We start from the raw sequence: 20,994 nt of genomic DNA, 5'->3' as shown, positions 1-20,994 counted from the left end.
CTCATTTCCTCAGCAGGTCACGCGCGTCGACGTGCCCGAACGGGCCGTCGTCACGCCGGAACGCGGCCGCGGTCTCCCGTGCACGCTCGTGCGCGCCGTCGCGGAGAAGTCCGGCGAGCGTGTCGAACCGGTCGGTGTGCACCTTCGCCCGCCGCCGCGCGTAGTCGGCGGCGGCATCCTTGGTGACCATGAACGCCCAGTCGCTCGAAAGCGCCAGCATCGCCTCGGCGACGGCCTGGTCGCGGACGGCGTCTCGGGTCGTCGTGTCCATTCCGGTGACGAGGTCGAGCATCCGGTGCTGCAGCGCGGTGTTGTCCCGCACCATGTCGGCGACCTGCTCGCCGTCCCAGACACGCCAGTCCTTGCCAGAGCCCCACGACGACGCCGGGAGGTCGACCCGTCCGCCGAGGTGGCCCGCCTCGAGCGCGCCCTTGAGGGTGGTGACGCGGACCCCGGCCTCCGGCAGTGCGCGCAGGACGCCTTCGAGCCAGGCGGGACCCTCGTGCCACCAGTGACCGAACAGTTCCGTGTCGTACGCGGCGACGACGAGCGACTCGCGGCCGTGCTCGGCCTTGAGCGAGCGCAGCCGGGCGACGACGGTGTCGACGAAGTCCTGGACGTGGCCGCCGAGGGTGCCCGCCGCCATCGCCGGGTCGTACGGCGCCTTGTCCGGCGGGTCGATGGTCTTGCCGGTCACCCGCGACGGCTTGAGGCCGACTTCGTGCGCCCAGGTGTGGAAGTCGCGATAGGTGGCGTGGCCGGGGTATCCGGCCTTCGGTGACCAGACGCGGTACGTGACCTCGAGGTCCCGGCCGAAGCAGACGACGTCGGAATCGCCGACGGTCCGCGCGGCGGAGGTGTCGCCGTGCAGAGACGGGCCGTCGACGAGGAAACGCTGGACGCCCGCGGCGGCGTAACCCGCCTCCATGCCGGGGTTGTACCCGCATTCAGGTGCCCAAATGCCTTCCGGGCGCCGACCGATCCGCAGCGCGGTGTCGGCTAGGCCACCGCGCAGCATGAAGTCGCGCACCGCCGGGTCGAGCAGCGGCTGGAACGGATGCGCCAGCGGCCCGCCGAGCAGTTCGATCGTCCCGTTGTCCACAAAGGATCGAAGGATCGGTGAGAAGCCGTGACGCCAGCGGGTTTCGAGTTCTTCCGACGCTTTGAGCGCGGTCTGGTATTCGCTCGCGGCGAGGTCGCGTAGCAGTGGGTCGCCGCGCCAGAGCGTGGACGCGTGCCAGGCGCGTAGCTGCCAATGACCGAGCCAGTCGTGGAAGGCGTCGATGCAGTACGGGTCGTCGAGTTGCGCGGCGAGGATCGGTGTCATGCCGAGGGTGAGGACGTCTTCGCGGCCCTCGTCGGCGAAGCGGCGCAAGAGGTCGACCATCGGCAGGTACGAATGCGCCCAGGCCTGGTAAAGCCATTCTTCGCCGACCGGCCAGGACCCGTGGTGCGGCAGCCACGGCAGGTGGCTGTGCACGACGAGGCAGAACGTGCCTTCGTACTCGCTCATGGGCGCACTGCCACGGCGACGAGGTCGAGGCTGGCGTCGAGGTCTTCACCGTGGATGGCGAAATCCGTGGTTTGGATGCCTTCGACGTCGGCGAGCAGTTCCACCGGCCAGGTCGCCTGTCCGGGCAGCTGCCCCATCACGACGTCGAGCTGGGCGTCGATGATCGAGCCGCCGTACTTGTCGTCGAGTTCCTTCACACCCGCGCCGTGGTGGAGACCGTGCAGCGTCTCGACCTCGAACCCGGCGTCGCGCAGCAGTTCGTCCAATTCGGACGGTGCGAGTTCCCTGGTGTGGAAGGGATTGAGCGGGGTGTCGCTGTCCGGGGTGAAGGTGAGCCGGTTGGGCGTGGTGACGATCAGCCGTCCGCCGGGGGAGAGCACGCGTCGGCATTCGGCGAGGAACGCGGCCTGGTCCCAGAGGTGCTCGATCACCTGGAAGTTGGCGACGACGTCGACGGAGGCGTCCCGCAGCGGCAGGAACACCAGGTTCGCCCTGGTCACGCCGATGCCGGGGTAGCGGTGGGCGACGTGCTCGGTGGTGGGGACGTCGTAGTCGAGCGCGAGCACCCGCTCGGCGACGGTGGCGATGAGCCCGGCGCCGTAGCCCTCGCCGCAGCCTGCCTCCAGGACGGTCTTGCCCGCGCACAAGGGGAGGAGCTTGTGATACGCGGCCTCATGGCGGCGGTACCAGTAGTTCTCCTCGGCGATGCCCGGCACGGTGCGTTCACCCGTGAGGTGCAGCGCTTCGGCCCTGGTGGCTGGGGTGGTCACGCCGCGACCCTACCGGCCGGTCACTTCCCTCCCCTCCGCAAGTCGTCCTCTGGTTGCGGTCCTTGCGCGTGCAACTACCGCAACTAGAGGACGAATTGCGGTGTCACGTTTCGCGGCGCCGCGCGGTCCAGGAGGTATGCAACGGACACTCACTCGCGTACTGCTCGTCGTCTTCGGCCTGATCGAACTGCCGGTCGGGCTGTGGCCGCTGCTCAGCCCGGACGGGTTCTACCGGGATTTCCCCGGTTTCCGCACCGGCTGGGTGGCGATGGACGGCCCCTTCAACGAGCACCTGCTCCGCGACTTCGGCGGCCTCAACCTGGCGCTTTCCGCCATCCTGCTCGGTGCCGCCGTGATCGGGACGACCGCCGTGGCCAGGCTCGCGGCGCTCGCGACCTTCCTCTTCGGACTGCCGCACTTCCTCTACCACCTCGGCCACGTCTCGCATTTCGAGCCGGTGGACCAGGTGCTCATCGTCGCGACGACGGCGCTGGGCGCGGTACTCCCGCTGGTGCTCGTACTGATCCCCGGGAAGCGAGCTACACCGGTGACACCGTGATGCCGATGGCGCCAGGGCCGAGGTGGGCGCCGAGGATCATGCTCGCGTCGACCAGGGTGCTGTCGACCATCCGGGGCAGCCGCGCCCGCAGCCGTCCGCCGATCTCGAGGTCGCGTTCGTCGGGGCCGAACCGGGTGATGGCGATCTCGACGTCCTGATCGCCCGCGCATTCCACCGCGAGGTCGACGAGTTTGGTGAGCGCCCGCCGCTGACCCGGCACCCTGGTCAGCGGGGCGACCTCGCCGTTCTTCAGCGTCAGCAGAGGTTTGATCGAGAACGCGGAACCGAGGAACGCCTGCGCGGCGCCGATCCGGCCGCCGCGCCGCAGGAACTCCAGCGTGTCGACGTAGAGGATCTCCCGGCCGGCGCGGAACCGGCGTTCGGCCGCGTCGATGACCCGGGTGGCCTGCCCGCCGGCGGCGGCGACCCTGGCCGCCGAGGTCGCCGCGAAACCGAGGCTCATCCCGGTGGTCCCGCTGTCGAGGACGTGGACCGGGACGCTCACCTGCTGGGCGGCTTCGCGGGCGGCGTTCACCGTCTCCGACATCCGTCCCGAGATGTGGACGCTGACGATCGCCGAGGCGCCCTTGCTCGCGGCGTCCTGGAACGCCCAGAAGAACGCGGCGACCTCCGGCGGCGCCGTCTTCACCGGCGTCCCGGCGCGCAGCTGGCCGATGACTTCGTCGCGGTCGTAGCGGTTCTCTTCGTCGAACTGCTCTCCGACCTGCAATCGGACCTGAACGACGCCGATTCCCCAGCGTTCGGCGACCGAGGCGGGGAGGCAGGAGGTCGAGTCCGTGATCACGGCGACAGGGCCGGGCATGGAACGCATGGTGGGGCAGATTAGCCCGTCGCCCGCACTGGGAGTACCCCGGAATACGACCGTTCGGGTTAGTCGCCCGGTAACACTCACTTCCGGGTGAAATACCTGGACGATGGTCCCAATAAAACGTGCATCCAGGTGAATGAGGTCACCTCGGCGGGCCGCGGCGCTGAAATGGCCCTAATCTACCGGCCAGTAGAGCTGTTGCCCCGTGGCCGACGCTGGCCACTAACGGGAGGTCGAAGTAGACCCATGACGAATATCGTTGTCCTGGTCAAGCAGGTACCGGATACCTACTCGGAGCGGAAGCTCTCCGGTGCCGACAACACTCTTGACCGCGAATCCGCCGACGCCGTGCTTGACGAGATCAACGAGAAGGCCGTCGAAGAAGCCCTGAAGATCAAGGAAGCCGGCGAGGGTGAGGTCACCGTCGTCTCGGTGGGTCCCGACCGCGCGACCGACGCGATCCGCAAGGCGCTGTCCATGGGCGCCGACAAGGCCATCCACGTCTCCGACGCGGCTCTCCACGGCTCCGACGCGATCGCCACCGCGAAGGTGCTGGCCGCCGCGATCGGCAAGGTCGAAGGCTACGACCTGGTCATCACCGGTAACGAGGCCTCCGACGGCCGCGGTGGCGCCGTGCCGGCGATCATCGCCGAACTGCTCGGCCTGCCGCAGCTGACCCACGTGAACGAGCTGACCGTCGACGGCACCGCGATCAAGGCCGACCGCTACACCGAGGACGGTGTCACGCACCTCGAGGCGAACCTGCCCGCGCTGGTGAGCGTCGGCGAGAAGATCAACGAGCCGCGCTACCCCTCCTTCAAGGGCATCATGGCCGCGAAGAAGAAGCCGGTCGAGACGCTGACCGTCGCGGACCTCGGCATCGACGCGGGCGAGGTCGGCCTCGGCAACGCCTGGTCGTCGGTGCTCGAAGCCTCCCCGAAGCCGCCGCGCACCGCCGGTGAGCGCGTCGAGGACGAGGGTGACGGCGGCAGCAAGGTGGCCGCCTACCTGGTCGCGCAGAAGCTCATCTGACGGAGACGTGAATACGCGGATGAAATGCGGAAGTAGGAACGCGAACCCACTCCGGTCGGCAGGCCCCGCGATCGCGGCGGCAGGGCGCCAGACGGCGTCAGGTGAGCGAACAGGACAAGGCGCGCCCTGGCGACGCGATCGCGGTCGCGGGTTCCAAGACAGCGCTGAGACAGGTTTCGAGGAGGAATAGGAAATGGCTGAAGTACTCGTCCTCGTCGACCACGTCGACGGTGAAGTCAAGAAGGTCACGCTCGAACTGCTGACCGCCGCTCGCGAGCTGGGTGAGCCGTCCGCGGTCGTCGTCGGCCCGACCGGCACCGCCGCCAAGGCGAAGGAAGCCCTCGCCGCGCACGGCGCCGCCAAGGTGTACGTCGCCGAGGGCGACAACGCCACCGGCTTCCTGGTCACCCCCAAGGTGGACGTCCTCGCCGCGCTCGCGGAGCGGTCCTCCCCGGCCGCCGTGCTCGTCGCGGCCAGCGCCGAGGGCAAGGAGGTGTCCGCTCGTGTCGCGGTGCGCCTCGGCTCCGGTCTGCTGTATGACGCCGTCGGTGTGAACAGCGACGGCAGCGTGGACCAGTCCATCTTCGGTGGTGCGTTCTCCGTGAAGTCCAAGGCCACCAAGGGTGTCCCGGTCATCTCGGTCCGCCCCGGCGCGGTCGAGGCGTCCCAGGCCGAAGGTGCGGCCGCCGAGGAGACCGTCGAGGTCCCCGCGGGTGACCCGGCGAAGTCCGCCAAGATCACCGGCATCGAGCCGATCGTCGGCGGCGACCGGCCGGAGCTGACCGAGGCCTCGGTCGTCGTCTCCGGTGGCCGCGGTGTCGGCTCGGCCGACAAGTTCGACGTCGTCGAGTCGCTGGCCGACTCGCTCGGCGCGGCCGTCGGCGCCTCCCGCGCCGCCGTCGACTCGGGCTACTACCCGGCGCAGTTCCAGGTCGGCCAGACCGGTAAGACGGTCTCGCCGCAGCTGTACATCGCGCTGGGCATCTCCGGCGCGATCCAGCACCGGGCGGGCATGCAGACCTCGAAGACCATCATCGCGGTCAACAAGGACGCCGAGGCGCCGATCTTCGAGATCGCCGACTTCGGTGTGGTGGGCGACCTGTTCAACGTCGCGCCGCAGCTGACCGAAGAGGTCCAGAAGCGCAAGGGCTGAGTTTCATCCTGAAGGGGCCGTCCGGGATTAGTTTCCCGGACGGCCCCTTTTCTGTGATCCGAGAGTGATATTGCACCCTGAGAGAAGCCTGAGAACCCGCATTTAACTGAACGTGCACTGTTCGGCCATCGGGCGCATCGTCGTTGGTACCCAGCGAGGGGTAGACCTTGCTTATGACGACGTCACAGCTCCTCGTCAGTACTGACCAGGCAGGTGTCGAACTCCCGGCCGACACACCGCGTTACTCGCTCCTCGTAGCCAACGGAAACGAGGAAGTCGTTGCCGCGCAACGCCTTCGTCACCAGGTGTTCGCCGAGGAAATGGGCGCGAAGCTCAATTCGCTCGAACCCGGCCTTGACGTCGACTACTTCGACGAGTTCTGCGACCACCTCGTGGTGCGCGACGACAACACCGGCGAGATCGTGGGCACGTATCGGATGTTGCCGCCCGATCGGGCGGCGCGGGCCGGAAAGCTCTACTCCGACAGCGAATTCGATCTCACGGCACTCGATTCGCTGCGTCCTTCGCTGGTCGAGACGGGCCGCTCGTGCGTGCACCCCGACCACCGCAGCGGCGCCGTCGTGAGCCTCGTCTGGGCGGGTATCGGGCGCTACATGCTGCTGGCCGGGCACCGGTACCTCGCGGGCTGCGCGTCCGTGCCGCTGACCGGAGGCGGGGAATACGCGGCAGGAGTCTGGGATCTCCTGCGCGCCAGACACTACGCGGACGAGTCGCTCCGGGTCACGCCGCTGAACCCGTGGCCGACCGAGAAGATCGAGCGGCCCGCCCGCGCGCTCCTGCCGCCGCTCATCAAGGGATACACGCGCCTGGGCGCCAAGATCTACGGCCCGCCCGCGCTGGACGAGGACTTCGGCGTCGCGGACTTCTTCGTCCTGCTGGATCTGCACAACGTCGACGAGCGGTACCTCAAGTTCTTCCTGGGAGTGCAGGGATGACCCACGCCTGGATGCCGAAGTCGCCGTGCGGCGACGGATGCCTCAGCGAAGGGGTGCCGACGGTGGCGTTCGGCCGGCGCGTGCTGCGGTTCGCCGCGGCGATCAGCGTCATCTTCGGTGCTTTCCTGAGCGCGCCGCTGGTGCTCGCGCTGCGCGGCATGCCGCGGGAACGATTGGTGCGTCTGCTGTTCCTCGGCATCCTGCGCTCGTTCGGGGTGCGCCTCGTGGTATGCGGCGACGAGCGTTTCCGCGCCGTGCCGGGCCGTGGCGCGCTGGTGGTGAACAACCACATCTCGTGGCTGGACATCGTCGCGGTCAACGCCATCCAGCCGATGCGGGCGCTGGCGAAGAAGGAGGTCGGCGCCTGGCCGGTGCTCGGCCTGCTCGTGCGCCGCGGCGGCAGCATCTTCCTCGACCGCGAGAACCTGCGAAGCCTGCCCGCGACGATGGCCGAACTGGCCGACGCGATGCGCGGCGGTTCACTCGTCAGCGTGACGCCGGAGGGGACCACCTGGTGCGGTCTGGCGTCGGGCCGGTTCCGCTCGGCGACCTTCCAGGCCGCGATCGACGGCGGTGTCCCCGTGCGGCCACTGGCCCTGCGGTTCCGGCTCGCAGACGGCCGCGAGACCACGCAACCGGCGTTCATCGGGCCGGAGTCGCTCATCGCGTCGCTGCGCCGGGTCGCCGCTTTGCGCGGTCTGGTGCTGGAGGTGCACGTGTGCCCGGAGATCGCGCCCGGTAAGGCTTCGGACCGGCGGGAACTGGCCGCGCTGGCGGAATCCGCGGTGCAGGCGGCGCTCGGGCGGGTGCAGATCCCGGCGCAGACGCGGCGGCGTCGCGCTTCCTCCGCTCCCGCTGTGCTGGCTCCCACTCCGGTCACCCCTGTCGCGAAAGTGCCCTCCCCGTGACCCTCGCGTGAGATCGAGCGGCCGAAGGGGACTTTCCCCGCATAGGACGTGGTGAAAGCTCCCTTCACCGCGTCCTATGCGGGCATGGTCCCCTTCAGCTCAGCGTCAGCGTGATCTTCCCGCCCGCGTGCCCGGTCGCGCTCTCCCGGTGCGCCTCCGCGACCTCCGCCAGCCCGTAACTCGACCCCAGCTTGAGCTTCAGCCCGCGCGCGACCAGATCTTCGAGCACCGCAGCGCTTTCCGAGCCGGAAGCCGAGAACCGCAACCCCTGCGCGAACGCCGCCGGATCGGCGATGGTGACCAGCCGGTCGGGTGATCCGAGCAGGTCGACGGAATCACCCAGGACGCCGAATCCGGCCGCGTCGAACACCGCGTCCACCCCTCCCACCGCCACCGAGCGGACCCGCGACACCCACCCGTCCCCGTACTGGACCGGAACCGCGCCCAGCGCCTTCACCTCGTCCAGCGACGATGCTCCGGCGAGTCCGATGACCGTGGCGCCCAGTGCGACGGCTGCCTGCGTCGCGATCCGGCCGACCTGGCCGCTCGCGCCATGGATCACCAGGGTTTCGCCCGGTTTGACCTCGAGTTCGCCCAGCACTCGCAACGCCGTCTCACCGGCGATGGGCAGCGCGGCGGCTTCGGGCCACGAAAGCCCGGCGGGCTTGCGGATGACGTTGGTCGCCAACGCGTACTCCGCGTACGTCCCGGTGTCGGACCAGCCGAAGACCTCGTCCCCGACGGCGAATCCGGCGCCTTCGCCCACCGCGTCCACCACTCCCGCCAGTTCCAGGCCGAGGATGTGCGGGAAGTCGAGCGGGCGGACCTCCGCCATGGCACCGGACCGGATCTTCCAGTCGATCGGGTTGACCCCGGCGGCCTTGACCGCGACCCGCACCTGGCCCGGGCCGGGCTCCGGCAGCGGGACCTCGGCGGACCGCAGAACGTCCGGTTCGCCGTACTGGGTGATGATGATCGCTCGCATGTTCACTCCTATTTCGGATTTCTTCGCTGCGATCAGTCAACCGGCGCCCGGACCCCGCCCGAACCGCTCGGACGAGCAGTGTTCGTTAGCCGGGCGAGCAGCGTCGCGGACGGAGAACGCGCTTACTGTGGAGTCATGGACGAGTGGTCGGATCCGCTGTACGTGCTGAGCCAGGTCGAGTACATGCTCGCCGCTCCGCGCCCCGAACTCCTGCCGCGTTTCTCCGCGACGGCCGCGGCCGTCCTGCCGCACCGGGCCGCCGCGATGGAGACCGGTGACTGCTCCCGCCTGCCGATCAAGGTCGACGGCGACCCGATGATCGTGGGCTCGGTCACGAGCGCGGAGCTGCGGCGGCTCGCCGCGCTCGGCGTCCCGGGTGAGGCCGTGGTGGCCGAGGAGACGCTCGGCGGAAAGCGCCGGAGACTCGTCGTCCTGACGTCGGCTCCGGTGATCGGCAAGGGCGCGATGATCGCGCTCGTCCCCACCGAGGACGCGCCCGCGGACCGCGCGCTCGACATCGTCGCCAAGCTGTGGGAGATCGTCAGCGTGAACGCCGCCCAGCGCGCCAGCGACCCCGAGCCCGCGGTCCTGGAGAGCAACATCGCGGCGGCGACCGCGCGGGCGCGGGCGATCACCGATCTGGGGCAGACCCACGGGACCACTTTGGCGTCCTTGCTTTCGGTGCTGCGGTCCCGAAGGCTCGGCGACGCCGCCGCCCGGCAGACCGCGACCGACCTCGCCGCGGCAGCGCTGGTCGAACTGCGCTCGATCGCGGACCGTGATCAGGAGCTTTCGGCGGAGCCGGCGTCGGCGGCGTTCGACACCCTCGTCGCGCAGCTGGATCCCTTGGTGCGCCACAACGACGTGACCGTCGACCTCGCCGGGCCCGGCGACGATCGGCCACTCCCGCAGGACATCGCGCACACCGCGCGCACGGTCACCCGCGGCCTCGTGCTCGCTGCGCTGGAACGTGGCAGTGCCCGCGCCAGGGCGTCCTGGCAGATCGACGGGCAGGCCCTCCGGATCACCGTGCGCGACGACGGCCCGGACGTCGCCCGCGCCGTGCCCGCCATCGGCCTCACCGAGCGGATCACCCCGCTCGGCGGCCGCTGGGAGGTCGACGCCGTACCCGGCTGGGGCACCACGATCACCGCCGTTCTGCCGCTGGGCGTCCAGGAAACGCCGGAACTGCGCCCGCTGGACCGGCTGAACTCCCGTGAACTCGAGGTTCTCGCCGGGATCGCGCGCGGGAGGCGCAACCGGCAGATCGCCGAAGAACTGCGCCTGACCGAGCACACGGTGAAGTTTCACGTGCGGAAGATCCTCGGGAAGCTGGAAGTCACCTCGCGCGGCGAGGCCGCGATGCTGGCGCGGGAGCTGCGCCTGGAGTCCGCCGGCGCTTGACCTCCACTCGACTGGAGGTTGCACGCTCATCGTATGACGATCGCTGGGGACAAGGCGAAGCCGAAGGGCGTGCTCTGGACGCCGGAGCACCGGGCGACCACGATCGGGTTGCTGCTCATGGTCACGCTCATCGCGTTCGAGAGCATGGGCGTCGCCACCGCGATGCCGACAATGGTGGCCGACCTCGACGGCCTCGCGCTGTACGCGTGGCCCTTCACCACGTTCCTGGTCGCCAGCGTGGTCGCGACCGTCCTTTCCGGACGGCTCGGCGACCGCAAAGGCCCGGCGCCCGCGCTGCTCGCCGGTACCGCGTTGTTCGCGTCCGGGCTCCTGGTGGCGGGCCTCGCGCACGACATGCCGGTGCTCCTGCTCGGCCGGGCCTTGCAGGGCTTCGGTTCGGGACTCCTGCTGGTCTCGGTGTCCCTGCTGATCGCCCTCACTTTCAGCGACCGTGAGCGGCCGGTGATCTACGCCGCCAACGCCGCCGCCTGGGTGCTTCCCGCGGTGATCGGGCCCTCGATCGCGGGCGTGGTGACCGTGAGCGTCGGCTGGCGCTGGGTGTTCCTTGGGCTGATCCCGCTGACGGGGATCGGGCTCGCCCTGCTGGTCCTGGTCACACGCAAGCTGCCCGCCCACGTGCCCGGCGAATCCGCCGTCCGAGCCGGGGTGGTACCCGCGGTGATCGCCGCGCTCGGCGTCGCCACGCTCACGTGGGCGGCGCAGCATCCCTCGTTGGCCGCCCTCGCCTATGGCGGCGCCGGTCTCGTCGCCCTCGCGTACGCGCTCCGCAAACTCCTGCCCGCCGGCACGCTGACGTCACGGCCGGGGTTGCCGACAGTGATCGCCTCGCGTGGGCTGATCGCCGGCGCTTACGCCGGGATGGAGGCCTACCTGCCGCTCACGATGTCCGAGGTCCACGGCTACAGCCCCGCACTGGCCGGGCTGCCGCTGACGGTGACCGCGCTGGGCTGGTCGGCGGGGTCGATGCTGCAGGGCCGCATGCTCGACTGGTCGCGCGAGGTATCCCTGCGGATCGGGTTCGCGCTGGTCGCGGCCGATCTGGCGATCTTCGTCTTCGTGCCGCTGCCGTGGTTCCCCGGCTGGATGGCGTTCGTGGCGTCGGCCGTCGGCGGTGCCGGGATGGGCATCGCGATGCCCGCGATCTCGGTTCTGCTGCTCCGCTACTCGCCGGCGGCCGAACGTGGCTTCAACACCTCGGCGCTGCAACTCGGCGACTGGGTCGGATCGGCCCTGACCATCGGTTTGGGTGGAGTTCTGCTCGCCTCACTGGCCTCGGCGAAGGAGCCTTCGGTGGCGATCTTGGTGCTTTCGGTGCTGCTGGCCGGCATCGCCTTGCTCGGGGTGCGGCTGACCGGCCGGTGGCCGTCGGATATGAGCGCCACCACCCGCTGACCAGGGTGGGCTTGATCACGCCCCGGAGCGGTCTACCCTGGTATGGCGATGACCTATCTCGACCACGCGGCGACCACCCCGATGTTGCCCGAAGCCGTAGCGGCGATGTCCGAGGCGCTGTCCACCGTGGGCAACGCCTCCGCGCTGCATTCCTCGGGTCGCCGGGCCCGCCGCAAGGTCGAAGAGGCCCGCGAGGTGATCGCGGAGGCGCTGGGCGCCCGGCCGTCCGAGGTGATCTTCACCGGTGGCGGCACGGAGAGCGACAACCTCGCGGTCAAGGGCATCTTCTGGGCCCGCAACGGCGAGGAGCCGAAGCGCCGCCGGGTGCTGTGCAGCACCGTCGAGCACCACGCCGTCCTCGATTCCGTCGAGTGGCTTGAGCAGCACGCGGGCGCCGAGATCGTCTGGGTAGAGGTCGACCAGGCGGGCCGGGTCTCCCCGGAGGCGTTGCGCGCCGCCATCGGCGACAGCCCCGAGACGGTCGCGCTGGCCACCGTGATGTGGGCGAACAACGAGGTCGGCACGATCAACCCGATCGCCGCACTCGCCGCCGTCTGCGCCGACCACGAGATTCCGCTGCACTCCGACGCCGTCCAGGCCGTCGGCGCGGTGCCGGTCGACTTCGCCGCGAGCGGTGTTTCCGCGCTGACCCTGACCGCGCACAAGCTGGGCGGCCCGTACGGCGTCGGCGCGCTGCTGCTCGGGCGTGACACCGCGTGCGTGCCGGTGCTGCACGGCGGTGGCCAGGAGCGCAGTGTGCGTTCGGGCACCCTCGACGTGCCGGCGGTGATCGCGTTCGCGACGGCGGTGAAGGCCACGGTCGACGGCCGCGAGGAGTACGCCAAACGCGTCGCCGAGCTGCGGGACGACCTGATCGAGGCCGTCCGGCGCGAGGTGCCGGACGTTTTGCTCAACGGCGGTGAGGGCGAGCGCCTTCCGACGCACGCCCACTTCACCTTCCCCGGTTGCGCGGGTGACAGCCTGTTGATGCTCTTGGACGCCAAGGGCATCGAATGTTCCACTGGATCGGCGTGCACGGCGGGTGTCGCGCAGCCGAGCCACGTGCTGCTGGCCATGGGTGCCGATCCGGCGGCCGCGCGCGGGTCGCTGCGGTTCTCGTTCGGGCATACCTCGGCGCCGGAAGACGTTGAAGCGGTTTCGAGGGAAATCGCGGGCGTCGTCGACAGGGCGAGGCAGGCGGGACTCGCGGGAATGCGCAAGCAGACGCAGAAGCAAGAGGTGTGAGGGAAATGCGCGTACTGGCCGCGATGAGCGGGGGAGTGGACTCGGCGGTGGCCGCCGCGCGCGCCGTGGACGCCGGGCACGAGGTCGTCGGCGTGCACCTGGCGCTGTCGGCGAAGCCCGGCACGCTGCGCACCGGCTCCCGTGGTTGCTGCACGATCGAGGACTCCGGCGACGCGCGCCGCGCGGCCGACATCCTCGGCATCCCCTTCTACATCTGGGACTTCGCCGAGCGCTTCACCGAAGAGGTCATCGAGACCTTCGTCGGGGAGTACGCGGCGGGCCGCACACCGAACCCGTGCGTCACCTGCAACGAGAAGATCAAGTTCGAGGCGTTGCTTGACAAGGCGATGGCGCTCGGTTTCGACGCCGTCGCCACCGGGCACTACGCCCGGCTGTCCCTTGTGGACGGTGTCCCGGAGCTGCGGCGCAGCGTCGACTCCGGCAAGGACCAGTCGTACGTGCTGGCTTCGCTCACCCCGGAGCAGCTGCGGCATTCGCTGTTCCCGCTGGGCGACTCGTGGAAGACCGACGTGCGTGCCGAGGCCGAGAGCCGCGGCCTGTCGGTGGCGAACAAGCCGGACAGCCACGACATCTGCTTCATCCCGGATGGGGACACGAAGAGCTTCCTGGAGAAGCGGCTCGGCCAGCGTCCCGGGCAGCTCGTCGACGCCGAGACCGGTGCCGTGCTCGGTGAGCACACCGGCGTGCACGGGTTCACCGTCGGCCAGCGCAAGGGCCTCGGTATCGAGGCACCGGCGCCGGACGGGCGGCCGCGCTACGTGCTTTCGCTGGAGCCGGTTTCGGGCACCGTGAAGGTCGGTTCCGCGCGGGACCTCGGCGTGAACGTGATCGAGGCGAACCGCCCGATCTGGCCGAGCGAGCGCCCGCTGGACGGGCCCACCGAATGCGTCGTCCAGGTGCGCGCGCACGGCGGGATCGTCGAGGCCGTCGCGGAGGTTTCGGGCGACGAGGTGACCGTTCAGCTTCGCGAGCCGCTACGCGGCGTCGCGCCGGGCCAGGTCGTCGTCCTCTACCGCACCGACGCCGCCGAAGGCGATCTCGTGCTCGGCAGCGCGAAGATCTCGGGGACCCGCTAACTCCCGCAATTAGTCCTCTAGTTGCGGTCCCTGCGCGTGCAACTACCGCAACTAGAGGACTAAACGCGGCGGGTGGCGGGTTAGAGCTTGAGTTTGAAGCCGGTATGAGTGGCCTCGAAACCGAGGCGCTCGTAGAAGCGGTGCGCGTCCTCGCGTTTCACATCCGACGTCAGCTGCACGAGCGCGCAGCCCCGGCGCCGGGATTCGTCGATGGCCCAGGTCATCAGCTCGCCGCCGAGCCCGGACCCGCGATGGCTCGCCCGCACCCGGACCGCCTCGATCTGCCCGCGCAGCGCGCCTTTCCTCGCCAGGCCCGGAATGATCGACAGCTGGAGCGTGCCGACGGCCTCCCCGGCGTCGTCGGCGACGATCAGCACTTGCGCCGGATCGGCGTCGATCTCCTCGAATGCTTTGAGATACGGCGTGAGGTCGTCAGTGGAGTCGCGGGTGCTGCCGATCTGGTCGTCGGCGAGCATCCCGACGATCGCCGCGACGTCTTCCTGGCGCGCTTGACGGATGATCATGAGGCGTAGTGTCGCACTCCATCGGTCTCGGTCGCGGTGAGCTTCCCCTGTGCCACCAGCAGATCCAGATGCGAACCGGTCTCGAGGACGGCGAGCATCTGGTTGAACGGGTCCATCTCCGGGAGCTTGCGCAACCTGCGCGTCCAGCCCAGCCGGAGCGCGACCTCGTACGCGGTCGTGACGTCCGCGGTGATCTCGGCACCCATGACCTCGAGCCGGTCGCGGTGGTGTTCCAGCAGTTCGTCCACACGGGCGTGGACACTGTCGGTCACCCGGCCGTGCGCGGGCAGCATGCGCCGGTCCGGCATCTCGCGCATTAGGCGCAGGGAGTCGAGGTAGTCGCTCAGCGGCAGGTCGGCGGGCACCGGCTGAAACCCGATGGAAGGCGTGATGTGCGGCAGCACGTGGTCGCCGGAGAACACCAGCCCCGCCTCGTCGTCGACGAAGACGACGTGCCCGGCGGTGTGACCCGGCGTGTGCACGATGTCGAACTCGCGGCCAGGCACGATCGTGCGCTTGCCGGGGCCGAGCCATTCGTCGGGCTGCTCCCACAGATGCGCCTCGGTGTGCCGGACGTCGCCGAAGGCCTTGGCGAGCACCTCGACGACAGGGGCCGCGCCGCAACGCTCCAGCAGGTCGACCTGCGCCTCCATCGGGAAGCGGTCTGGATCACCGGAGCGCACCAGTGAAGGTTCTTCCAGCTTCCCGAGCCCGACCTTGCCGCCGAACTCGCGGCGCAGTTCCACCGCGAGGGTGTAATGATCGCGATGCACGTGGGTGATTAGGAATTCGTCGATGTCGCCGAGATCGGCGCCGAGCGCCTTCAACCCGCGTGAAAGCCGCTCACGCGCCGACTCCAGGGCCCAGCCCGAGTCGATGAGGACCAGGCGGGTGCCGTCGGTGACGACGTAGACGTTGACCGCGCGCCAACGCGTCGTGCGGCAGGGGCAGCGGGATCCGGTGGACCCCCGGCGAAACCGTGTACACGCCTGGTTCGGCCCAGTCCCGTTCGCCGTCTTCGGGCAACGGCTCCATGGTGTCCTCCGTCCCCGGACGCACTCCGGCGTGCCGACCGGTTCTTCCACTTTGTGCCGCCGGAAGCCGAGTGTCCACTTGACCGGGGTGAGACCCGTGTCACTAGCCCCCCACGCGTTTAGTCCTCTAGTTGCGGTAGTTGCACGCGCAAGGACCGCAACTAGAGGACTAATTGCGGCAGGTCAGCGGTTGTCGTCCTGCTTCAGCGCGGTGTCGATGGTCAGCGCCGAAGCGACCACCATCGAAGCCAGCGGATCCCGCAGCGGACGGTGGATCTCGACGACGTAGTTGTCGGCGGCGGTGAACGCGGCCTTCACGAAACCGCCCCAGGTCTTGGTGATCCGCGCGATCTCGACGTCGGCGTGGTCCTTGATCACGAAGTTCCACGCTCGCCAGTTCTCCGCGAAGATCCCGCCGACCTTCTGGCCGTCGACCACGAAACCCAGCCGGATCTTGCCGAAGACGTTCTCCTGCACGATCTCCCCGATCGAGGTGTCGTCGGCCTTCGTGACCAGGAACCGGGATTTGAACACCTTCGCCGGCCGCGTCACCTTCAGCACGGTGCTGTGGTTCGCGTCGCGGATTTCGAAGCGGTGGGTCAGGAACTGGTCGTAGTTCGTGAGCAGCCGGATGGCTTTCTTCAACGTGCTCTGCCCGACCTGGACGACGCCGCCGAGGCGGTTGCCGTTCTGGTCGAACACCCCGAACTCGCCCGCCATCTCGATGAGCTTCGCGCGCTGGTTGACGACCAGCACGGGTTCGGAGAACAGGGTCCCGCCGCCGGTGAGTCCGTTCGCCCGGCCTTGCGTCCCCTTGGCCGCCTGCGCCCGGATCTTGTTCGGGTCTCGCGCGCCTTCGATGTCCAATTCGATCATCTCGGCATCGTGGGACGGCCGCGTGTTGGCCGTCCAGGCCCGCCCGTCCCACCACCGGTACACCCGGGGGTCCTGCTGGTCGGGATACCAGCCGGCGGGCTGTGGAGAGCTCGTCATGGCAGGTCAGCGTAATGCGCGAGGCGCCCCCGCGGGCCTGTCGACGGCAATTGCGGCGAATGTCCGTGTCGTCACGTGCCCCGCCGCCCCGCCGAGTGGGACCAAGGGGAGAATCCGGGGGTGAACGAACGACCTTGGCCCCCTGGCGCCGCGACCGCGATCGGTTCCCAGCCCGGCACCGATCCGGTCGAGGCCGCGTCGATCGTGTTCGGCGAACTGCCCGAATTCCCCTATCTGCCCGAACTTCCCGCGCGTGGCGTCGGTGCCGACCTGATCGGCCGGACGGCGGCGCTGCTGGTCGATCTCGCCGTCGAGGTGGTGCCGAGCGGTTATCGGGTCGCCGCGCACCCGGGGCACGACCACCGCCGGGCCGTCGACCTGATGAACTGGGACCTCGACGCCGTACAGGAGGCCAGGGAGAAGGCGGGTGCCGCGCCGCCGGTTTTCAAGACACAGGTCGCGGGCCCCTGGACCCTCGCCGCGAACATCGAACTCCAGCGCGGGCACCGGATCCTCACCGATCGGGGTGCGCTGCGTGATTTCACCGCGTCCTTGCTGGACGGCCTGGCCGAGCACGTCGCGGAGCTGAAGTCGCGCATCGGAGCGCCGGTGGTGCTGCAGTTCGACGAACCCTCGCTGCCCGCGGTCCTCGCCGGCGATCTTCCGACGGCGTCCGGGTACGGCACGGTTTCCGCCGTCCCCGCGCCGGAAGCCCGCGAACTGCTTTCGACGGTGATCTCCGGGGCGGAGCGCATCACCGGGCAGCCGGTCGCGGTGCACTGCTGCGCCGAGAAGCCACCGATCTCGTTGCTGCGCGCGGCGGGGGCGAAAGCGATCGCCTTCGACTTCACCCTGCTGAAGGGTGCTTCGCCCGCGCAGCTCGACGAGATCGGCGAGACGCTGGACTCCGGCACGACGCTGATGCTCGGGCTCGTCCCCACAGCCGACCCCGGTGTTCCAGTGGCGCTGCGTGACGTGGTCACGCCCGTGTTCAAACTCGTCGACAGGCTCGGATTCCGTCGCGAGATCCTCGCCGAACGCGTCGTGCCGACGCCGGCGTGCGGTCTCGCGGGCGCCACCCCCGACTGGATGCGCCACGCGTTCACGCTCGGCCGGGAGGCGGGCAAGGCTTTCCTCGAACCGCCTGAAGGCTGGTGACCGGCGCGGTAGCGTGCCCGCATGCGTTTGTTCCGCCGTTCCCGTAAGGCCGAGGACGTCCCCGACCCCCGCACCGCCTGGCCGGAGCAGCCGGTCCCCGAGGACGCGGCCGCCGCGGCGGTGACGTTCTGGGAGGCGTGGTTCGCACTGCTGCCGGAGGTCAGCGCCGCGCTCGGCGACCGCGAACCGCATCGCGTGGAACACGACCTCTGCACCATCGTCGAGGCGCTGCACCCGCGGCTGCACTTCTCCCTCGATCGTGGGCACCGGGCGATCTACTCGCTGGTGGTCACCGGCCAGGAGGATCCGGAACTGCGCCCGTACACCGACGCGTGGAAGGCCGCCGCGCCGCCGGAGGACGCGATCTGGGAGTACCACGACTCCGTGCCGCCGGTCCCCGATCCGAGTGAGGTCACCGTCAACCTCGGCGAGACCCGCATCGCGCTCGCCGACGTCCGTGTGACCGCGAAGGTGGACGAATCAGCCGGACGGGTGGATGTGACCGTGTTCCATCCGCTGATCGAAGAACTCCGGCCGGAGACCCGGACGACCATGACCTTCCTGCCGCTGGACGCCACGCTGGGTGAGCGTGTCGCGGCCGAAAGGCTGGGCAAGGTCGAGCTGGTGACCGAGGCGCAGGAGGGACAGCTGACCCTTCTGGAGCTTCGTGAAGTGGTCGGCCGACTCGGCTCCGGTACGTCCGGAAATGTCGGTACCCCCGACTAGGCTTACCCCCGTGAGCAGCGAACTTCCCGAAAACCCCGAGCCGGCGCAGGACATCACCGAGGTCCCCGCCGAGGTCCGCGAACGGCACGCCGAACTGGCGGAGGAGATCCGCGGGCACCAGTTCCGGTACTACGTGCTGGACTCACCGATCGTGTCCGATGGCCAGTTCGACACGCTGCTCAACGAACTCCAGGCCATCGAGGACGAGCACCCGGGGCTGGTGACGCCGGAGTCGCCGACGCAGAACGTCGGCGGCACGTTCTCGACCGAGTTCCTCGCGCACGACCACCTCGAGCGCATGCTCAGCCTGGACAACGTCTTCGACAGCGAAAGTTTCGAGACCTGGGTCGAGCGGGTGCGGAAGGAGATCGGCACGACGAAGTACCTCGCCGAACTGAAGATCGACGGGCTCGCGATCAACCTGCTGTACGAGAACGGCCGCCTGACCCGCGCGCTGACCAGGGGCGACGGCCGCACCGGCGAGGACGTCACGCTCAACGTCCGCACGCTGGAGCAGGTGCCGGATCGGCTGACAGGCACCGATGAGTTCCCGGTGCCCGCACTGGTCGAGGTCCGCGGCGAGGTGTTCTTCCGCGTCGAGGACTTCCTGGCACTCAACGCGAAGATGGTCGAGGCGGGCAAGGACCCGTACGCGAACCCGCGCAACACCGCCGCCGGATCGTTGCGGCAGAAGGATCCGAAGATCACGAAGTCCCGCAACCTGCGGCTGATCTGCCACGGCCTCGGGAAACGCGAAGGGTTCGAGCCGAAGCGCCAGTCCGAGGCGTACGACGCGCTCGCCGCGTGGGGCCTGCCGGTCTCGCCGCACAGCAAGGTGCTGACCTCTGGCGAGGAACTGCTGGAGCACATCGAGTACTGGGGCGAGCACCGCCACGACGCCGAGCACGAGATCGACGGCGTGGTCATCAAGGTCGACGAGGTCGCGCTGCAGCGCCGTCTCGGGACGACCTCACGCGCGCCGCGCTGGGCGATCGCCTACAAGTACCCGCCGGAAGAGGCGATCACCACCCTGCTGGACATCCAGGTCAACGTCGGCCGCACCGGGCGGGTCACCCCGTTCGCGGTGATGGAGCCGGTGAAGGTCGCCGGGTCCACGGTGGCGATGGCGACGCTGCACAACCAGGAAGAGGTCAAGCGCAAGGGCGTGCTGATCGGGGACAAGGTCGTGATCCGCAAGGCTGGCGACGTCATCCCCGAGGTGCTCGGCCCGGTCGCCGACGCGCGCACCGGTGAGGAGCGCGAGTTCGTCATGCCGCTGCGCTGCCCCAACTGCGACACGGAACTGGCGTATCAGAAGGAGGGCGACATCGACATCCGTTGCCCGAACGCGCGGTTCTGCCCGGCGCAGCGGCGGGAGCGGTTGTTCCACCTGGCGAGCCGGAACGTCTTCGACATCGAGGTGGTCGGGTACGAGGCCGCGGTGGCGCTGCTGGACGCCGGTGTCGTGCACGACGAAGGCGACATCTTCGACCTGGACGAGGAGAAGCTGCTCGAAGTCGAACTGTTCCGCACCAAGGCTGGGGAGCTGTCGGCCAACGGGCGCAAACTGCTGGAGAACCTCGAAACCGTCAAGGACCGTCCACTGTGGAAGGTCATCGTCGGGCTCTCGATCCGGCATGTCGGCCCGACGGCGGCGCAGGCGCTCGCGAGGGAATTCGGTTCACTGGAACGGATCGAGAACGCCTCCGAGGAGGAGCTCGCCAGTGTCGACGGGGTCGGCCCGACCATCGTGCGAGCCGCGAAGGAATGGTTCGAGGTCGACTGGCACCGCGAGATCGTCGAGAAATGGCGCGCGGCGGGCGTGCGGATGGAGGAGGAACGCGACGAGTCCATCCCGCGCAACCTCGAAGGCCTGTCGATCGTCGTCACCGGTTCGCTGAACGACTACTCCCGTGACGAGGCCAAGGAGTTCATCATGGCCCGAGGCGGGAAGGCGGCCGGTTCGGTGTCGAAGAAGACGGCGTTCGTCGTCGTGGGGGACGCGCCGGGGACGAAGTACGACAAGGCCGTCCAGCTGAAGGTGCCGGTGCTCGACGAGAACGGCTTCCGGGTGCTGCTGGAGAGCGGCCCCGAGGCGGCCGCGGAACTCGCGCTGCCCACCGACGAGCCCGCCGAGGAGGAGAGTGGTGAGTGACCTGGAGATCAGGCCCGCCCGTGACGGCGAACTGAAGGCGGTCGGGGAGCTCACCCTGGCCGCGTACGCCGCGGAACGGGGTCTCGTGGAGGGCGTAGGCTACGCGGCCGAACTCGTCGACGCCGCGAAGCGGGCGAAGCAGGCCGAGCTCCTGGTCGCGGTGGACGGCGACGGCACGCTGGTCGGCACGGTCACCATCGCGCGGCCTGGGACGCCGTTCGCCGAGCTGTCCCGCGAGGGCGAACTGGAGTTCCGCATGCTCGGCGTGCTCCCCTCGGCCACCGGGCGCGGTATCGGCGAGGCGCTGACCAGGGCGGTCGTCACGCGGGCACGGGAACTGGACGTCGACCGGGTGGTGCTGTGCAGTCTGGTCACGATGGCGCGGGCGCACCGGCTGTACGAGCGGCTCGGTTTTGTGCGGATGCCGGAGCGGGACTGGGAACCGCACCCTGGGGTGTCGCTGATCGCCTACCGCCTGGAGCTCACCTAGCCGCGACCTTTGCTACGAAGGGCCCCTTCATTGCGCTTGTCATCCTGGGT

Annotated in this window: 19 protein-coding genes and 1 pseudogene; 13 read left to right on the top strand and 7 right to left on the bottom strand. The window is 69.4% G+C overall.

The genetic code is table 11. From position 1 onward, the window contains the following. Window position 1: 1 nt before the first annotated feature. Together ACM6LU_RS31435 and ACM6LU_RS31430 are read right to left on the bottom strand one after the other, a co-directional pair. Window positions 2–1,513, bottom strand: a complete 1,512-nt coding sequence (locus tag ACM6LU_RS31435; RefSeq protein ID WP_414941436.1) for a 1,4-alpha-glucan branching protein domain-containing protein — start codon at window positions 1,511–1,513, stop codon at window positions 2–4. After that, window positions 1,510–2,283, bottom strand: a complete 774-nt coding sequence (locus ACM6LU_RS31430) for a methyltransferase domain-containing protein (RefSeq protein ID WP_414941435.1) — start codon at window positions 2,281–2,283, stop codon at window positions 1,510–1,512. The genes ACM6LU_RS31435 and ACM6LU_RS31430 overlap by 4 nt, the downstream gene beginning before the upstream one ends. A 136-nt stretch (window positions 2,284–2,419) precedes the next feature. Here ACM6LU_RS31430 and ACM6LU_RS31425 point away from each other — a divergent pair, with 136 nt between their 5' ends. Further along, on the top strand, window positions 2,420–2,842 hold the full coding sequence (locus ACM6LU_RS31425) for a hypothetical protein (RefSeq protein WP_414941434.1): 423 nt from the start codon (window positions 2,420–2,422) through the stop codon (window positions 2,840–2,842). Here ACM6LU_RS31425 and ACM6LU_RS31420 read toward each other — a convergent pair. Continuing rightward, a complete protein-coding gene (locus ACM6LU_RS31420) occupies window positions 2,823–3,674 on the bottom strand; it encodes a DegV family protein (RefSeq protein ID WP_414941433.1) in 852 nt (283 codons plus the stop codon). The genes ACM6LU_RS31425 and ACM6LU_RS31420 overlap by 20 nt on opposite strands. Window positions 3,675–3,917: 243 nt before the next feature. Here ACM6LU_RS31420 and ACM6LU_RS31415 point away from each other — a divergent pair, with 243 nt between their 5' ends. The 4 genes from ACM6LU_RS31415 (at window position 3,918) to ACM6LU_RS31400 (ending at window position 7,720) form a co-directional block, all read left to right on the top strand. Next, window positions 3,918–4,703, top strand: coding sequence for an electron transfer flavoprotein subunit beta/FixA family protein (locus ACM6LU_RS31415; protein WP_414941432.1), 786 nt, complete (start codon window positions 3,918–3,920; stop codon window positions 4,701–4,703). 193 nt (window positions 4,704–4,896) lie between these two features. After that, a complete protein-coding gene (locus ACM6LU_RS31410; protein WP_414941431.1) occupies window positions 4,897–5,856 on the top strand; it encodes an electron transfer flavoprotein subunit alpha/FixB family protein in 960 nt (319 codons plus the stop codon). A gap of 173 nt (window positions 5,857–6,029) precedes the next feature. Further along, a complete protein-coding gene (locus ACM6LU_RS31405) occupies window positions 6,030–6,812 on the top strand; it encodes a GNAT family N-acetyltransferase (RefSeq protein WP_414941430.1) in 783 nt (260 codons plus the stop codon). Continuing rightward, a complete protein-coding gene (locus ACM6LU_RS31400) occupies window positions 6,809–7,720 on the top strand; it encodes a lysophospholipid acyltransferase family protein (protein ID WP_414941429.1) in 912 nt (303 codons plus the stop codon). The genes ACM6LU_RS31405 and ACM6LU_RS31400 overlap by 4 nt, the downstream gene beginning before the upstream one ends. A 94-nt stretch (window positions 7,721–7,814) precedes the next feature. On the opposite strand, the gene ACM6LU_RS31395 is transcribed toward ACM6LU_RS31400, so the two are convergent. After that, a complete protein-coding gene (locus ACM6LU_RS31395) occupies window positions 7,815–8,705 on the bottom strand; it encodes an NADP-dependent oxidoreductase (protein ID WP_414941428.1) in 891 nt (296 codons plus the stop codon). 135 nt (window positions 8,706–8,840) lie between these two features. Between ACM6LU_RS31395 and ACM6LU_RS31390 the strand changes: the two genes are divergently transcribed. From ACM6LU_RS31390 to mnmA, 4 genes are read left to right on the top strand one after another with little or no spacing between them, the layout of a single operon-like run. Continuing rightward, on the top strand, window positions 8,841–10,109 hold the full coding sequence (locus ACM6LU_RS31390) for a LuxR C-terminal-related transcriptional regulator (protein WP_414941427.1): 1,269 nt from the start codon (window positions 8,841–8,843) through the stop codon (window positions 10,107–10,109). Window positions 10,110–10,127: 18 nt separating this feature from the next. Then, window positions 10,128–11,522: an MFS transporter gene (locus tag ACM6LU_RS31385; protein ID WP_414941426.1), complete on the top strand. Its 1,395-nt coding sequence runs from the start codon at window positions 10,128–10,130 to the stop codon at window positions 11,520–11,522. 48 nt (window positions 11,523–11,570) lie between these two features. Continuing rightward, window positions 11,571–12,767, top strand: coding sequence for a cysteine desulfurase family protein (locus tag ACM6LU_RS31380; protein WP_414941425.1), 1,197 nt, complete (start codon window positions 11,571–11,573; stop codon window positions 12,765–12,767). Window positions 12,768–12,772: 5 nt separating this feature from the next. After that, complete coding sequence (gene mnmA / locus ACM6LU_RS31375) at window positions 12,773–13,864, top strand: tRNA 2-thiouridine(34) synthase MnmA (RefSeq protein WP_414941424.1); 1,092 nt, start codon at window positions 12,773–12,775, stop codon at window positions 13,862–13,864. An 80-nt stretch (window positions 13,865–13,944) separates the two neighbouring features. On the opposite strand, the gene ACM6LU_RS31370 is transcribed toward mnmA, so the two are convergent. From ACM6LU_RS31370 to ACM6LU_RS31360, 3 genes and pseudogenes are all read right to left on the bottom strand, one after another. Then, the gene (locus ACM6LU_RS31370; protein ID WP_414941423.1) at window positions 13,945–14,388 is read right to left on the bottom strand and encodes a GNAT family N-acetyltransferase; all 444 of its coding nucleotides are present in this window, start codon (window positions 14,386–14,388) and stop codon (window positions 13,945–13,947) included. Continuing rightward, window positions 14,385–15,423 (bottom strand): annotated as a pseudogene (locus tag ACM6LU_RS31365) (MBL fold metallo-hydrolase). The gene ACM6LU_RS31370 and the pseudogene ACM6LU_RS31365 overlap by 4 nt, the downstream one beginning before the upstream one ends. A 182-nt stretch (window positions 15,424–15,605) precedes the next feature. Beyond that, complete coding sequence (locus ACM6LU_RS31360; RefSeq protein WP_414941422.1) at window positions 15,606–16,415, bottom strand: phospholipid scramblase-related protein; 810 nt, start codon at window positions 16,413–16,415, stop codon at window positions 15,606–15,608. Window positions 16,416–16,535: 120 nt separating this feature from the next. Here ACM6LU_RS31360 and ACM6LU_RS31355 point away from each other — a divergent pair, with 120 nt between their 5' ends. From ACM6LU_RS31355 to ACM6LU_RS31340, 4 genes are read left to right on the top strand one after another with little or no spacing between them, the layout of a single operon-like run. After that, window positions 16,536–17,573: a methionine synthase gene (locus ACM6LU_RS31355; RefSeq protein ID WP_414941421.1), complete on the top strand. Its 1,038-nt coding sequence runs from the start codon at window positions 16,536–16,538 to the stop codon at window positions 17,571–17,573. A gap of 21 nt (window positions 17,574–17,594) precedes the next feature. Next, window positions 17,595–18,299, top strand: coding sequence for a hypothetical protein (locus ACM6LU_RS31350; RefSeq protein ID WP_414941420.1), 705 nt, complete (start codon window positions 17,595–17,597; stop codon window positions 18,297–18,299). After that, the gene (ligA, locus tag ACM6LU_RS31345) at window positions 18,280–20,454 is read left to right on the top strand and encodes an NAD-dependent DNA ligase LigA (protein WP_414941419.1); all 2,175 of its coding nucleotides are present in this window, start codon (window positions 18,280–18,282) and stop codon (window positions 20,452–20,454) included. The genes ACM6LU_RS31350 and ligA overlap by 20 nt, the downstream gene beginning before the upstream one ends. Then, window positions 20,447–20,944, top strand: coding sequence for a GNAT family N-acetyltransferase (locus ACM6LU_RS31340; RefSeq protein ID WP_414941417.1), 498 nt, complete (start codon window positions 20,447–20,449; stop codon window positions 20,942–20,944). Before ligA ends, ACM6LU_RS31340 begins: the two co-directional genes overlap by 8 nt. Window positions 20,945–20,994: the final 50 nt, after the last annotated feature.

Source organism: Amycolatopsis sp. cmx-11-51 (assembly GCF_047608665.1).
In the GTDB taxonomy this organism is placed as follows: Bacteria; Actinomycetota; Actinomycetes; order Mycobacteriales; family Pseudonocardiaceae; genus Amycolatopsis.
The sequence above is the reverse complement of the archived record's forward strand: the minus strand, read 5'-3'. Positions and strand labels throughout refer to the sequence as shown.